We start from the raw sequence: 14623 nt of genomic DNA on the forward strand, positions 1-14623 counted from the left end.
CCCGTGGCTTGCCGGGCTGTTCTCTTTACCGTTCTCGCCCGATGCTCAGCGAGGGTCAGGGACCGCAGCCGTCGCGCCGAGCGTCGTGATCACGCCGTCTACGACCGTGATCGGCCAGACCGCAAGCGCTTGACCCACGCAGGGGCCGCCGACGCAGCGGCCATCGTCGATTCTGAACAGTGCGGAATGCCACCCACAGACGATCAAGTCGCCATTCGGGCTCAGATAGTCGTCGAGGGCGCGCGCCAGTGGCAGTCCGGCGTGCGGGCAGCGGTCGACATAGCCGACGACCCCGTCACCGCGCCGAACCGCAAAACCGTGGAACCGCCCCGCGCGCATCTGCACGACATAGCCTCTCGACTGGCCGGGTGCGATCGCCTCGATCGACCCGAGCGCGATACCGGCCGGCGTGGCGAACAGCCGCACCGGCGACGGCGCATCGCTCACGGCACTGTCGTCGCCCGGCTGGCCCTGCATGTCCGTCATGACGTCGTCACGCGTCGACCGTGATCACCCCACGCCGGATCTGGTCGAGTTCGATCGATTCGTACAGCGCCTGAAAGTTGCCGTTGCCGAACCCCTCATTGCCCTTGCGCTGGATGACCTCGAAAAAGATCGGCCCGAACAGCGGTTCGGTGAAGATCTGGAGCAGCAGCCCCTCTTCGCCGACATTGCCGTCGAGCAGGATCCGGTTGCGCCGCAGCCGCTCGAGATCTTCGCCATGGTTCGGCACACGCTTGTCGACCAGTTCGTAATAGGTCTCGATCGTGTCCTGCAGCCGGACGCCGCGAGCCCGCAGTTTCTCGACGGTCGTGTAGATATCGTCGGTGGTCAGCGCGAGATGCTGGATGCCTTCGCCGTTATAATCGCGGATGAACTCCTCGATCTGGCTGTGGTCGTCCTGGCTCTCGTTCAGCGGGATCCGGATCGCGCGATCGGGCGCGATCATCGCCTGGCTGAACAGGCCCGTCGCCTTGCCCTTGATGTCGAAATATTTCTGCTCTTCGAACCCGAAAATCTGACCGTAAAAGGTCGACCAGGTCCGCATCTGCCCGCGCTTTACGTTGTGCGTGAGATGGTCGAGCAGATCGAGACCGACCGAATTCTCCGCCTCGGCCTCCGCCGCGCCCGGGATTTGATCCCAGGCATCGTACAGGCTGCCAGCGCCGCCATGACGGTCAACAAGATAGAGCAGCGATCCGCCGATCCCCTCCAGCGCGTAGCTCTCGTCGCCCAGCGCACCGAGCGACGCATCGGCCGCCTTCGCGCCCCGTGCCAGCGCAGCGTCGAAGGCCGCCTTGGCGTCCGCAACACGGAACGCCATGCCGTTCGCCGAAGGACCATGGTCGGCGCGGAACGTCGCGGCCTGCCCCGTCGGTTCAGCGTTGAGCAAAAGGTTAATGCGACCCTGTTTGTAGCGGGTCACTGCCTTGGTCGGATGCCGGGACGCGGGCACGAAACCCAATTGCTCGAACTGTTTGCCCATCGCCGCCGGATCGGGCGATGTGAACTCGCAGAACTCGAAACCATCCAACCCCATCGGGTTGACGTCCATATGCTCCATGATGCGACAGCCTCTCACAGCTTTATAGTATCGTTGGATACCAACTGCGCGTTTACGCAGATCGTGTCAACTGATACTATCCCGGGCCATGACCGCTTCATCCGACCGCCCACTGCTGCTCGACGACTTCATCCCGTTCCGGCTGTCGTTCACGTCGAACCTCGTCAGCGACACGATCGCGCGCAGCTATGAATCGCTGTTCGGTCTCTCGATCCCCGAATGGCGGCTGGTCGCCGTCATCGCCGAAACCGGCGGCATCACGCAGGCGGAAATCGGGCACCGCACGCGCATGGACAAGGTTACGGTAAGCCGCGCGGCGATTGCGCTGGTCGAACGCGGGCTTCTCGAACGGCGCGCCAATGCCAGCGACCGTCGCTCGCACCTGTTGATGCTCAGCGATGCCGGGCGCACGCTTTACGCTGCGGTCGCACCCAAGGCACGCGATCTGGAGGCGCGGATCTTTGCACAGTTCGACCCGGCCGAAGTCGCCGCGTTCACGGCGATGCTCCGCCGGATCGACGCGGTGACCAGCGCGCTTGATCAGCCGGCCCAGGGCGGTGACGGTGTCCACAGCGTCCGCAAATAGTCGAGCAGCGCGACAACCGACGACGGCACTGCGCCGCGCGGGTGCAGCGCAAAGATCCCGACATCCGCGCTCCCCTCGATTGCCGGCAGGACGCGAACGAGCCGCCCCGCCGCCAGATCGCTGCTGACATCCCACAGCGACCGCAGCGCGATCCCCACGCCCGACAGCGCGAATTCTCTCACGACCTCGCTCGAATTCGTGCGCACGTGGCTCGCGGCATCGATCGTGAAATCGCCGTCAGGCCCCGTCAGCCGCCACGGCATTTGGCCGCGCGCCGCAAGCAGCCGATGGTCACCCAGCGCCGCCGCGCTGTCGGGAATGCGCGCCGTTTCGAGATAAGCGGGTGCGGCACACAGGACCCGGCGGCTGTCGCCCAGCCGGTGCGCGTCAAAACCCGGCTCGACCGTCGGCGCGATCCGGATCGCGAGGTCGATACCTTCGCCGAGCAGGTCCGAAAAACCGTCTGACAGATTTAGTTCGAGCGCGATGTCGGGATGCGCATCGAGAAAGGGCTTGAGCCGAGGTGCGATATGCAAGCGCCCGAACGACGTCGGCGCGCTGACGCGGAGCGGACCGCTCGGCCCGGCGGCCCGGTCGCCGACCCGCCCCTCGGCCTCCCGGATCGCGGCAAGGATCGCGACCATGTCCGCGTGATACCGCTCGCCTCGCGCCGTCGGCTCGAGCCGCCGTGTCGTACGATTGAGCAGCCGCACTCCGAGCCGCGTCTCTAGCCGGACGATCCGTTTCGATACCATCGCCGGAGAGATGCCGCGCAAGCGGGCAGCTCCGCTCAGGCTTCCGGCCGCGACGACGTCGACAAACAAGGCGGCATCCGGATCCATTCGTTCCCCCGGTGATCGACAGCTTCAACACTTGATCGTCTACCGAACAGCCTGGCGTTCGTATAGAATGATCTTCAGATAGGGAGAGAGCAATGAGCGCGACGTCAGAAGGCATGATCGACAAGGCGGGGCTGCGTGTCGCGGCACCGCTGGCACGCTTTCTCGAGGACCAGGCGCTGCCCGGCACCGGGGTCGACCCGTCCGCCTTCTGGTCCGGAATGGCCGACATCTACGCCCGCTTCGCACCCGAAAATCGCGCGCTGCTTGCCCGCCGCGATGCGCTGCAGGCGAAGATCGACGCCTGGTACGGCGCGCTTGCCGGCCGCCCCGTCGATCCGGATGCACAGGCACGCTTCCTCCGCGAGATCGGTTATCTCGTCGAGGAGCCTGCGCCGTTCGTGGCGACCTCGACCCGCGTCGATGACGAGGTGGCACGGCTGGCAGGCCCGCAGCTGGTCGTGCCGGTCCTCAACGCCCGGTTCGTCCTCAACGCCGCAAACGCGCGCTGGGGCAGCCTGTACGACGCACTCTACGGCACCGACGTGATCCCCGGAACGCCGTCCGGTCGGGGCTATGATCCGGACCGCGGTGCACAGGTGATCGCCTGGGCCAAGGCGTTCCTCGATTCCAGCGTGCCGCTTGCGACGGGTTCGTGGACCGACTGGGACGGCAGCCCGCCCGTGCTGGCACAACCGGATCAGCTCCGCGGCCATGCCGGCAGCACGATCCTCTTGCGCCACAATGGCCTGCACATCGAGCTTGTCATCGATCGCGACCATCCGATCGGCGCGTCCGACCCCGCCGGACTCGCCGATGTCCGGCTCGAATCCGCGCTCACGACGATCGTCGACCTCGAGGATTCGGTTGCCGCGGTCGACGCCGACGACAAGGTCGCGGCCTATGCCAATTGGCTGGGCCTGATGAAGGGCGATCTGGAGGCGCAGTTCGACAAGGGAGGCCGGACGCTGACCCGGTCGCTGGAGCACGACCGCCGCTACACCGCGCAGGACGGGTCGGAGATCGTCCTGCCGGGACGCAGCCTGTTGTTCGTCCGCAATGTCGGCCATCTGATGACCACGCCCGCGATCCATCTGCCCGATGGGACGGAGGCGCCCGAGGGCATTCTCGACGGGATCGTGACCGCGCTGATCGCGCTTCACGATCTGAACGGTACTGGTCGCTTCCGGAACAGCCGCCAGGGTTCGATCTACATCGTCAAGCCGAAGATGCACGGCCCCGACGAAGCGGGCTTCACCAATCGGCTGTTCGACGCGGTCGAGGATCTGCTCGGCCTCGACCGCAACACGATCAAGGTCGGCGTGATGGACGAGGAACGCCGCACTTCGGCCAATCTGGCCGCCTGTATCGCCGCGGTGAAGGACCGCATCGTGTTCATCAACACGGGGTTCCTCGATCGCACGGGTGACGAGATGCACACCGCGATGCGCGCCGGACCGATGATCCGCAAGAGCGAGATGAAGGCCAGCGGCTGGATCGCCGCCTATGAGGATCGCAATGTCCAGATCGGCCTCGCCTGTGGCCTCAGCGGTCGCGCTCAGATCGGCAAAGGCATGTGGGCCGCGCCCGATCGCATGGCCGACATGCTCGACCAGAAGATCGCGCACCCGATGACCGGCGCCAACACTGCCTGGGTCCCCTCGCCCACCGCGGCGACGCTCCACGCGACGCATTACCACCGCGTCGACGTCTTCGCGCGGCAGGCAGCACGACAGAGCGAGCCCGTCACGCCGCTCGAGAAGCTTCTGACGATCCCGCTGGCACACGGCCATAACTGGTCCCCCGACGAGATCCGCGACGAGCTCAAGAACAATGCGCAGGGCATTCTCGGCTATGTCGTGCGCTGGATCGATCAGGGCGTCGGCTGCTCGAAGGTGCCGGACATTCATGACATCGGCCTGATGGAAGATCGCGCGACCCTGCGGATCAGCTCGCAACATATGGCGAACTGGATGCTCCACGGCATCGCGACGCCCGCCGCCGTCGATGCCGCCTTTGTGAAGATGGCGGCAAAGGTCGATGCGCAGAATGCGTCCGATCAGCACTATCGGCCGATGGCAGGGCACGAAGCAACCAGCCTTGCCTATCGCGCCGCCCGCGCGCTCGTCTTCGAGGGCCTTGATCAGCCCAATGGCTATACCGAACCCCTGCTCCACCGCTTCCGGCAGGAGGCGAAAGCAGTACAAACTGGTAACAGTTGACACCATATTAGCCGGGGGCCATCGTTCGGAGCGAAACCCCCGGCCACCGCGGCACGTCGAACAGGGGTGCGCGAGGAGAGTGTTACGATGGCCAACGACCCGGCCGACACCGGCTATATTTCGGGTTTCGGCAACCATGTCGCGACCGAGGCCGTCGCAGGCGCGCTGCCCGTCGGGCGCAATGCGCCGCAACGACCTCCCTTCGGGCTGTACACCGAACAGCTATCGGGCACGGCCTTCACCGCACCGCGTCACGAGAACCGGCGGAGCTGGCTATACCGCATGCGCCCGACCGCCGAACATCCGCCCTATGTACGATATGACGGCGCCGCACGTTTCACGGCGGGCGCGCAGGACGGTCCGCTGGCGCCCAACCGTCTGCGCTGGGACCCGAGCGCGCCGCCGCCAGCGGGAACCGACCTGATCGACGGCATGACGACGATGCTCGCCACCCGCGATCCTGCGGATCTGGAGGGCGTCGCGGTGCATCTCTATGCCGCCAATCGCGACATGACGGCGCGGGTCTTTGTCGATGCCGATGGCGAACTGCTGTTCATTCCGCAGTCCGGCCGGCTCGAACTTCTGACCGAGCTCGGGCGGATCATGGTCGCGCCCGGCCAGATCGCGCTCATCCCGCGCGGTGTTCGTTTCCGGGCTTTGCTACCCGATGGGCAAGCAACGGGCTATGTCGCGGAAAACCATGGCGCCCTGTTCCGTCTGCCCGATCTAGGTCCAATCGGCGCGAACGGGCTGGCCAATCCGCGCGATTTCGAAACGCCGGTCGCCTGGTTCGAGGATCGCGACACGCGGTTCGAGGTTATCCAGAAATTCATGGGAGCGCTGTGGTGCACGACGCTCGAGCACAGTCCGCTCGACGTCGTGGCGTGGCACGGCAATCTGGCGCCGTGGCGTTACGATCTCGCGCGGTTCAACACGATCAACACGGTGAGCTTCGACCATCCCGATCCGTCGATCTTCACCGTTCTGACCTCGCCCTCCGACGTACCCGGGCGCGCGAACGCCGATTTCGTCGTCTTCCCGCCGCGCTGGATGGTCGCCGAGGACACGTTCCGCCCGCCCTGGTTCCACCGCAACGTCATGTCCGAGGCGATGGGGCTGATCCACGGCGCCTATGACGCCAAGGCGGCCGGCTTCACGCCCGGCGGTCTGAGCCTGCACAATCTGATGGCAGGCCACGGTCCCGACCTCGATAGCTGGACTGCCGCGACCAACGCCGATCTCAAGCCGCACAAGATCGACGGGACCATGGCCTTCATGGTCGAGAGCTGCTGGCCCTACCGACCGACGCCGCATGCGCTGGAGCATGCCCAGCTCGATTATGACGCTGTCTGGGCCGATTTCCCCAAGGCGGTGCTGCCGGCATGATCCTGCACGGCTATTGGCGGTCGACAACCTCGTACCGTGTGCGGATCGGGCTGAACCTGAAGCAGTGCGCTTATGAGCAACGCACGCACGACCTCAGGACCGGCGAGCAGCGTGACGCGGCCTATCTCGCGCTCAACCCGCAAGGGCTGGTACCTGCGCTCGAGATCGGCGACGGCACGATCCTGACGCAGTCGCCTGCCATCCTCGAATGGCTCGACGCGACCTATCCGGCGGCGCCGCTATTGCCCGCCGATCCGACCGAGGCCGCGATCGTGCGCGGCATTGCGGCGACGATCGGGTGCGACATTCATCCGGTCAACAATCTGCGGATCCTTGATGCACTCAGGACAGATTTCGCCGCGACGCCCGATCAGGTATCGGCCTGGATGACGCGGTGGATGACCGCGGGATTCGATGCGATCGAGCCACAGATCGCTCGCCATGGCGACGGCTATGCCTTTGGCGCCACGCCGACGCTGGCCGACTGCTATCTCGTGCCGCAGGTCTATGCGGCCGGACGCTTCGCCGTCGATCTCTCACGCTACCCCTGTCTGGCCACCGCCGCCACGAACGCCGCGACCCTGCCGGCCTTCGTCGCTGCACATCCCGACATGCAGCCTGACCGCGACCCGCTATAGTATTGATATAGATTAGCACAAACAAGGTCCGAGTTGCGGACATAAAAGCCGAATTGATGCGTTTCTCACCGAATCGACGCGATTTAGATCGTGATCGCTGGTGAAGGGGCCGGAATGCGAATCGCAATTATTGCGCATCTCAAATATGCCATCCGCGAGCCTTTTGCTGGCGGTCTCGAGATGCATACGCACCTGTTGGCGACCGCGTTACGCCGACGTGGACATGCGGTCACAGTATTCGCATCGATGAAATCCGATCCGGCAATGGGGCTCGAGGCAATCTGCGACGAAACCTCGCTTCTCGAAACCGGCACCGCCGAAGCGCAGGACGTGACGTTCTTCCGCGAACACCATGCCTATCTGCGGTTGATGAGCATGCTGAGAAATCGACGGTTCGACGTCATCCACAACAACTCGCTCCACTATTTTCCCGTCTCGATGGCGGAAACGCTCGATACGCCGATGGTCACGACGCTGCACACACCCCCGTTCTGCTGGCTGGAAAGCGGCATCCGCCTCTGCAAGTCACCATCGATGCGCTTCGTTGCCGTATCAGATACGATCCGTGGTCTGTGGAGCCACGTGACGCCGATCGACCGGACGATCCCGAACGGTATCGACCTTGCGAGCTTCCCCTTCCAACCTGCCGCAAGTCCGGACCGCTATCTCGTCTGGTATGGGCGGATCGTCGCCGAAAAGGGCCTTCATCTGGCGATCGACGCGGCGAGGCTGGCAGGCTATCCGCTCCGCATCGCCGGACCGATCTCCGATCCGGATTACTATGCAGCCGAGATCCTGCCGCGGCTCGGCGCCGACGTCACGCATGTCGGGCATCTCGAGCATGCGGCACTCGGCGCGCTCGTCGGCGGCGCGAGTGCGTTCCTCTGCACGCCCCGCTGGGAGGAGCCGTTCGGGCTGGTGGTCGCCGAAGCCCTCGCGTCCGGGACGCCCGTCGCCGCCTTTGCGCGCGGCGCGATTCCGGCGCTCCTCGACGAGTCCTGTGGCACGCTCGCACGCGCGGACGATGTCGCATCGCTCGCGGATGCCGCGCGGCGGGCGGTGCTGCTCGACCGCCGCGCCTGCCGCCTGCGCGCGGAGGCGATCTGCGACGCCGACGTCATGATCGACCGCTATGAGGATTTATACGAAGAGATGATCCAGCCGACACGCCACGCCGCACGGGGCCGCGCGTCTGACTATCCGATCACGTTGGCGGGGGCGGCATGACGGACGCCCGCTTTTGCGTATGCGTGCCCGCGCGTGACGAGGCAGACCGCCTGCCAATTCTGCTCGACGCCCTCGCGCGACAGGACGTGGATGGACCGATCCGCGTCTCGATCTTGATCAACAACACCGTCGATGACAGCGTCGCCGCGGTGGCCCGGGCACAGGCAGCCTGGGGCGAGCGACTGCATCTTGCCGTAGCCTGCCACGATCTTCCGCCCGAGCGCGCGCATGCCGGCACCGCACGACGCTTGGCGATGGAGGCCGGCTTTGCACGCATCGATCCGCATCGCGGCGTTCTCATCTCCACCGACGCGGACACCCGGCCGCCGCCCGACTGGATCTCGGCGATGCTTCGCGCGATCGACGCGGGGCTCGATATCGTCGGCGGCCGGATCGTCGTCGACGATGCCGAACCGCTCGCGGCGGACATGGACGCGATGCAGATCAAGCTCGACCGCTACTGGGCCTGTGTACGCGCGATCGAGGACGACATCGATCCGTGCCGCTGGGATCCGGCGCCCCGTCACGGCGATCATACCGGCGCAAGCCTGGCAATTCTTGCCCCGCTCTACCGTGCGGCGGGCGGTGTCCCCGCTATCCCCGCCGGGGAAGACCGTGCACTGGTCGAGGCAGCGGTCGCGGCAGGTGGTCGGCTCGGTCATCCGATGAGTGTGTGGACCCGTGTGTCCGCGCGCACCATCGGTCGCGCGACCGGGGGCATGGCGGACCATATGCAGGCGCTGTCCGATCGCGTGGCGCGCGGCGAGCCCACTTTTCTGCCGTCGTTCGATCAGTGGCGCGCACGCGCGGCGTGGCGACGGATGCGGCGCGACCAGCCGGGTGGTGATTCCGGGGTCGCGCGCGATGAACCCCTGCTCCCGCCAATGCGCTGCGACATGCCGCTGGGGCTCGACCGATGAGTGGCCCGACTGCACGGCCGGCCGCCGCGACGCCGTCCCTCGACCTCGTCGAGACGCTCGCGTCCTGCGGCGAGCGTTATGATGCCGCCCCGATGTTTCCCGCGGACAGCATGGCCGCACTGGTCCGCCACGGCCTGCACCGGCGGTTCGCCCCGCGGGCGCTCGGTGGGCAGGCCAATTGTGCACCCGATGAACTGCTCGATGCGCTGCGGACGGTCGGACGCGGCGACCTCAGCGTCGGGCGGCTGTTCGAGGGCCATGTCAATGCGCTCGCACTGTTCGACTGGTATGCATCGGCGGATCAACTTGCCTGGCTCGATACCGAACTCGACCGCGGCGCCTGGTTCGGCGTCTGGGCGACCGAACCTCCGCCCGGCGTCGCGGTAACCGACGGTCCTGACGGCCCTGTGCTCGATGGGGCCAAGCACTTCGCAAGCGGCGCCGGCGGTATCGATTACGCGATCGTCACCGCGCGTCCGGCGGCGGGCCAGCGTCCGATCGTCGTCATCCCGGCCGATGATCCCGTGCGTACCGACGCGTCCCGCTGGCGCGTGCGCGGCATGCGCGCGAGCATGAGTGGTCGCTACGAATGTTCGGGCTATCCCGCCGGCGTCATGCAGACGCTAGGCGCACCGGGCGACTATGACCGCGAACCCCGGTTCACCGCGGGGGCATGGCGGTTCCTGGCGGTCCAGCTTGGCGGCATGGAGGGGCTGCTGACCGAGACCCGGCGCGCCTTGTCCGACGCCGCGCGCGGCGACCCCGTCCAGCGTGCGCGCTTCGCCGAGGCGGTAGTTGCCGCGCGCACCGCCTACCTCTGGATCCGCGAGGCTGCGGGACGTGCCGCGCGTGAGGAGGCCGACGCCATCGTCTTCGTCCAGATGACGCGTGGTGTCGTCGAGCGTGCCGCGCTTGACGTCATGGAAGCCGCCGCCCGTCTGCTCGGTACGCGCAGCGCGTTTGATGGTGAGCGTGCGGACAAGATCAGCCGCGACCTTAGCCTCTATCTGCGTCAGGCAGGCCCTGATTATGCGCGCGATCAGGCGGCGCTCGCCTGGCTCGACCGCGACGTCTGGGGCGCCGGTGACCGCTTGTGGTGACCCCCGCGACTGCACTGAGCCGAAGTCCCTGGCGCAGCGCGCGGTGGCTGGTGCTCGCGCCGCACGCCGATGATGAAACGCTCGGCACGGGGGCATTGATCGTCGATACGGCGGCGCGCAATCGCCTTGCCGGGGTGATGATCCTGACCGACGGATCGGGTTCGCATCCCTGCCCGACGCCGGCGGATCGTAGCGCGCTTATCCGGCGACGGCGCAGTGAAGCACGACATGCCGTCGCGCTGTTGACCGGCGAACGGCGGATCGTCCCGCGGTTTCTCGACTGGCACGATGCAAACCCGCACCGCCCCGGAAGCGCCGCGTTCCGTCGGTCCGTGCGGCAACTCGCGGCCCTGTTGCGCCGGCACGCGGTCAACGCGATCGCGACAACCGCGGCAGGCGAGCCGCATTGCGATCATGCCGCGTGCTTCACGCTTGCGGTGCATGCTGCGTACGCGGCGCGCAGGCCGGTCGCGATCTTCGAATATGCCGTCTGGGGCGAACGCCCCGCGGGCAAGCGCGTCGTCCGCACCGCGGCGATGCCGACCGGCCGGCGCAGCGCCGCGCTTCGCGCGCACCGCAGCCAGTTGACCGGATTGATGGGCGACGGCTTTCGCCTGCCGCGCGCGCAGCAGCGCATGCCGGGCACCGATCTCCTCTATCTGGCGAGCCGACATGCGACCCGACCATAGCCTCGACGCGCGCTATTTCGACGACGTCTTCACCGGCGACGATGATCCCTGGTCGCTCGCCTCGAGCCCGTATGAAGCCGCAAAGTTCGATGCGACGATCGCCGCGATCGACGATCGACGCTATCGTTCCGCCCTTGAGATCGGCTGCGCCCACGGCGTGCTGACCGCGCGGCTTGCGCCTTTGTGCGATACCCTGACCTCGATCGACATCAGCCTGCGCGCGGTCGAGCTTGCCCGGTCGCGCTGCGCCGCACTGTCCAATGTCACGGTCACCCGCTGTAGCTTCCCGGCCGAGTCACCCGAAGGCGCGTTCGATCTCGTCGTGCTGTCGGAGGTCGTCTATTACTGGGACGACGCGGATATCGAGCGCGCAGCCGCTGCGATCCGCGCCAGCGCCACGCCCGATTGCCGGATCATACTCGTGCACTGGACGGGCGATACCGACTATCCACAGACCGGCGACGCAGCCGTCACCAAGCTGCGCGACCGGCTCGGCGATTTTGCGATCGAGCGTGCGGAACGGACCCACGCGTACCGCCTCGACCTGTGGTCCCTGCGATGACGCCGCTCTCCGTCCTGACCCTCGTCAAGGACCGCGAACCCCATCTGATCCAGCTGGTCGAGGGCCTGAAACGGAGCGCGGTTGCCCCCGCCGAACTGATTGTCGTCGACATGAGCAGCGACCCGGTCGCGCAGCCGGAGGCGCCCTTCCCCGTCCACGTCCACCGGCTCCAGACCGGCACCCTCGCGCTCGCCGCCGCACGCAACCTTGCGGCGCGGCACGCGACGTCCGCACATCTGCTGTTTCTCGACGTCGACTGTATCCCCATGAAGCAGTGTCTCGGCAGGATGGGTGCGGTGCTCGATAAGGACGATGCGTTGCTCTGCGCGGATATCCGCTATCTCGGGCCCGACGACGCACGTTCGACGTGGAACGAAGAGGTCCTGCTGGCGGCAGGGCGGCCACATCCGGTGCGCAGTTTTCCCGCCACGGGCACGCGGCGCGAAACCAATCCCGGTCTGTTCTGGTCGCTGGCGTTCGCGATCCGCCGGAAGCGGTTCAAGGCACTGGGCGGCTTCGACGAGGCGTTTGTTGGCTATGGTGCGGAAGACACCGACTTCGGCTTTCGCGCCGAGCATGCACAAACCCCGCTGATTTTCGTCGGCGGGGCGATCGCCTGTCATCAGTATCACGACAGCTATGATCCGCCCGTCCAGCATCTCGACGACATCGTCCGCAACGCAACGATATTCCATGCGCGCTGGGGCTGGTGGCCGATGCAGGGCTGGCTCGACGCCTTTGTCGCGATGGGGCTGGTCGAATATCGCGACGACGGCATCCGCATCCTGCGCGGTCCGAACGCCGCGGACCTGATCGCCGCGCATTCCGGCCAGTCCTAGACCGCGGTACCGATCGGCAATGTGACCGAAGCCGAGAGCCCACCGCCTGGGGCATCGTCGAGGACCAGCACGCCGCCATACAGCGCCGCGAGCTCGCGCGCGATCGCCAGGCCGAACCCATGACCATCCTCGCGTTCGTCGAGCCGCACGCCGGCTGCGGTCGCCCGCTGACGGTCCGCCAGCGCGATGCCCGGGCCATCGTCGATGACGCTGAGCCGGATCATGCCCTGATCGACCCTCGCGGCGACACGCACCGTCGTTCGCGCATGCCGCGCGGCATTGTCGATCAGATTGCCCGCCAGCTCGTCTAGATCCGCGGCATCGACCGCGACGTGCAGCGCGGAATCGATCGCGGCATCGATCACGACGCCGCGTTCCATCCTCAGCCGCCGGATCGTCGACACCAGATCGGCGATCGCGGGGGCGAGTGCGGTGCGGCTCGCATGACCGCCGGCGATGTTGCGTGCCCGGGCAAGATGATGCCGGATCGTTGCGTCGATCCGTGCAAGCTGCGCCGCCTGGGCCGGATCGTCACGCACCGTTAGCGCAAGCGTCGCGACGGGGGTCTTCAGCGCATGCGCCAGATTAGCCGCCGACGCGCGCGCGGTCGCGAGCGCCGCCGCATTGTCCCGCGCGAGTGCGTTCAGTTCGATCGCGAGCGGACGAAGCTCGTCGGGCTGCGCTTCGGACACACTGGCGGCCCCCCTGCGCATCGCGGCTACACCGTCGCGCAACGCGCGCAGCGGTCGCAATCCGATCCGCACCTGCACCAGCGTCGCAATTCCTAGCAAGATGCCAAGGATGCCGAGCGTCGCGAGCAACGGCACCACCGCCGCCTGGATCGGTCGGGCGACGACGTCGCGCGGTGCCGCTGCGGTCAGCACCACCGGCCCCGCGTCGGTCGCGATCGAAATCTGTCGAGCATGGACCCCGTCGCGTCCCTCCAGTGGTTGCGGACGCGCCTCCCCTTCCCCGCGCAGCGCGTCTCGCGGTGCCGGGCCGGGCGTCCGCAGCGTCGGAAATTCGGCGGAACTCACTGTTTGTGCCGGACCGCTGATCTGCCATTGCCAGCCAGGGCCGGCATCGAGCAGGCCACGAAGCCGTGTCAGTCGCGCCCGGTCGATCCGCCCATCGCCATCGACCGCACCGGCAAGCAGGGACAATTCGGCATCGAGCCGCTGGTCGAGCCCCTGGGTGACGAACCGCTGCAGCACGCCGGCGATCGCCGCGCCCGCAACCGCGAGAGCAACGAGGGTGGCGAGCAGTGAAAGGCCGAGCATCCGCCCATGAATCGACCGCGGGATCAGCGTCATCGGGGTATCGGCGTCGCAAGCCGGTAACCTCGACCGCGCACGGTATCGATCAGCGACGCGCCGATCTTCTTGCGCAGGCGACCTACGATCACCTCGAGGCTGTTCGAATCGACGTCCGCATCGCCCTCATAGACACGCTCCATCAGCGCCAACCGCTCGATCACGGCGTCCTTCGACAGCATCAGCGCCGAGAGCACCCGCCATTCGAGCGCAGTCAGCTTAATCGGCAAACCGTCCAGCTCGAACTGGCCGATCTGCGTCTCGAAGGCGAGCGGGCCGCATTCGAGCCGCGTGGCGCCATGCCCCGCCGCCCGGCGCACCAGCGCACGCAGCCGCATGACCAATTCCTCGACGCGGAATGGCTTGGTCATGAAGTCATCGGCCCCCGCCTTGAACCCCGCCACCTTGTCCGACCATCCGTCGCGCGCGGTGAGGATCAGCACGGGAAGGTCGCGCCCCGCCGCCCGCCAGTCCCGCAGGATCGTGACGCCGTCTCGGCCCGGCAGGCCAAGATCCAGCACGGCGGCGTCATAGGCCTCGGTGTCGCCCAGATGCCCCGCATCGACGCCGTTTGCGGCAAGATCGACCGCGCAGTTCTCGCCTCGCAAGGCCTTGGCCAGCGCGGGGCCGAGATCGGGATCGTCCTCGACGAGCAATATACGCATGACGACCTCGCTAGCTGTGCACGCTAAACCCAAACTGAACGGGGAAGTTCAGCGGGGCGTGGGGATGCGGCGC

The 14623-nt window shown here is 66.8% G+C and carries 15 protein-coding genes; 10 read left to right on the forward strand and 5 right to left on the reverse strand.

Features of this window, described 5'->3' with window-relative positions:
- Positions 1-45: 45 nt before the first annotated feature.
- Both sphsw_RS01480 and hppD read right to left on the reverse strand, forming a co-directional pair.
- Positions 46-477 carry a Rieske (2Fe-2S) protein gene (locus sphsw_RS01480; RefSeq protein ID WP_128082097.1) on the reverse strand — a complete coding sequence of 144 codons (432 nt, stop codon included), beginning with the start codon at positions 475-477 and terminating at the stop codon, positions 46-48.
- Positions 478-493: 16 nt separating this feature from the next.
- The gene (hppD, locus tag sphsw_RS01485) at positions 494-1564 is read right to left on the reverse strand and encodes a 4-hydroxyphenylpyruvate dioxygenase (RefSeq protein ID WP_031439068.1); all 1071 of its coding nucleotides are present in this window, start codon (positions 1562-1564) and stop codon (positions 494-496) included.
- An 88-nt stretch (positions 1565-1652) separates the two neighbouring features.
- Between hppD and sphsw_RS01490 the strand changes: the two genes are divergently transcribed.
- Positions 1653-2150, forward strand: a complete 498-nt coding sequence (locus sphsw_RS01490; protein WP_031439069.1) for a MarR family winged helix-turn-helix transcriptional regulator — start codon at positions 1653-1655, stop codon at positions 2148-2150.
- On the opposite strand, the gene sphsw_RS01495 is transcribed toward sphsw_RS01490, so the two are convergent.
- Positions 2105-2992: a LysR family transcriptional regulator gene (locus tag sphsw_RS01495; protein ID WP_031439070.1), complete on the reverse strand. Its 888-nt coding sequence runs from the start codon at positions 2990-2992 to the stop codon at positions 2105-2107. The two genes, sphsw_RS01490 and sphsw_RS01495, sit on opposite strands and share 46 nt — an antisense overlap.
- A gap of 92 nt (positions 2993-3084) precedes the next feature.
- Here sphsw_RS01495 and sphsw_RS01500 point away from each other — a divergent pair, with 92 nt between their 5' ends.
- From sphsw_RS01500 to sphsw_RS01540, 9 genes are all read left to right on the forward strand, one after another.
- Positions 3085-5211 (forward strand): malate synthase G, encoded by a 2127-nt coding sequence (locus sphsw_RS01500; protein WP_235188244.1) that lies wholly within the window; start codon positions 3085-3087, stop codon positions 5209-5211.
- A gap of 87 nt (positions 5212-5298) precedes the next feature.
- A complete protein-coding gene (gene hmgA / locus sphsw_RS01505; protein WP_031439072.1) occupies positions 5299-6597 on the forward strand; it encodes a homogentisate 1,2-dioxygenase in 1299 nt (432 codons plus the stop codon).
- Positions 6594-7235, forward strand: a complete 642-nt coding sequence (maiA, locus tag sphsw_RS01510) for a maleylacetoacetate isomerase (RefSeq protein WP_031439073.1) — start codon at positions 6594-6596, stop codon at positions 7233-7235. The genes hmgA and maiA overlap by 4 nt, the downstream gene beginning before the upstream one ends.
- Positions 7236-7349: 114 nt before the next feature.
- Complete coding sequence (locus sphsw_RS01515) at positions 7350-8462, forward strand: glycosyltransferase family 4 protein (protein ID WP_042466287.1); 1113 nt, start codon at positions 7350-7352, stop codon at positions 8460-8462.
- The gene (locus tag sphsw_RS01520) at positions 8459-9382 is read left to right on the forward strand and encodes a glycosyltransferase (protein ID WP_031439075.1); all 924 of its coding nucleotides are present in this window, start codon (positions 8459-8461) and stop codon (positions 9380-9382) included. Before sphsw_RS01515 ends, sphsw_RS01520 begins: the two co-directional genes overlap by 4 nt.
- Positions 9379-10482 (forward strand): acyl-CoA dehydrogenase family protein, encoded by a 1104-nt coding sequence (locus tag sphsw_RS01525; protein ID WP_042466288.1) that lies wholly within the window; start codon positions 9379-9381, stop codon positions 10480-10482. The genes sphsw_RS01520 and sphsw_RS01525 overlap by 4 nt, the downstream gene beginning before the upstream one ends.
- Positions 10479-11171 carry a PIG-L deacetylase family protein gene (locus sphsw_RS01530; RefSeq protein ID WP_235188245.1) on the forward strand — a complete coding sequence of 231 codons (693 nt, stop codon included), beginning with the start codon at positions 10479-10481 and terminating at the stop codon, positions 11169-11171. Before sphsw_RS01525 ends, sphsw_RS01530 begins: the two co-directional genes overlap by 4 nt.
- A complete protein-coding gene (locus sphsw_RS01535) occupies positions 11155-11733 on the forward strand; it encodes an SAM-dependent methyltransferase (RefSeq protein ID WP_031439078.1) in 579 nt (192 codons plus the stop codon). The genes sphsw_RS01530 and sphsw_RS01535 overlap by 17 nt, the downstream gene beginning before the upstream one ends.
- The gene (locus tag sphsw_RS01540; RefSeq protein ID WP_031439079.1) at positions 11730-12572 is read left to right on the forward strand and encodes a glycosyltransferase family 2 protein; all 843 of its coding nucleotides are present in this window, start codon (positions 11730-11732) and stop codon (positions 12570-12572) included. The genes sphsw_RS01535 and sphsw_RS01540 overlap by 4 nt, the downstream gene beginning before the upstream one ends.
- Here sphsw_RS01540 and sphsw_RS01545 read toward each other — a convergent pair.
- Together sphsw_RS01545 and sphsw_RS01550 are read right to left on the reverse strand one after the other, a co-directional pair.
- Positions 12569-13885: a sensor histidine kinase gene (locus sphsw_RS01545; RefSeq protein ID WP_031439080.1), complete on the reverse strand. Its 1317-nt coding sequence runs from the start codon at positions 13883-13885 to the stop codon at positions 12569-12571. The genes sphsw_RS01540 and sphsw_RS01545 overlap by 4 nt on opposite strands.
- Positions 13882-14550 (reverse strand): response regulator, encoded by a 669-nt coding sequence (locus sphsw_RS01550; protein ID WP_031439081.1) that lies wholly within the window; start codon positions 14548-14550, stop codon positions 13882-13884. Before sphsw_RS01550 ends, sphsw_RS01545 begins: the two co-directional genes overlap by 4 nt.
- Positions 14551-14623: the final 73 nt, after the last annotated feature.

The organism is Sphingomonas sp. FUKUSWIS1 (assembly GCF_000733135.1).
Lineage (GTDB): Bacteria > Pseudomonadota > Alphaproteobacteria > Sphingomonadales > Sphingomonadaceae > Sphingomonas > Sphingomonas aerolata.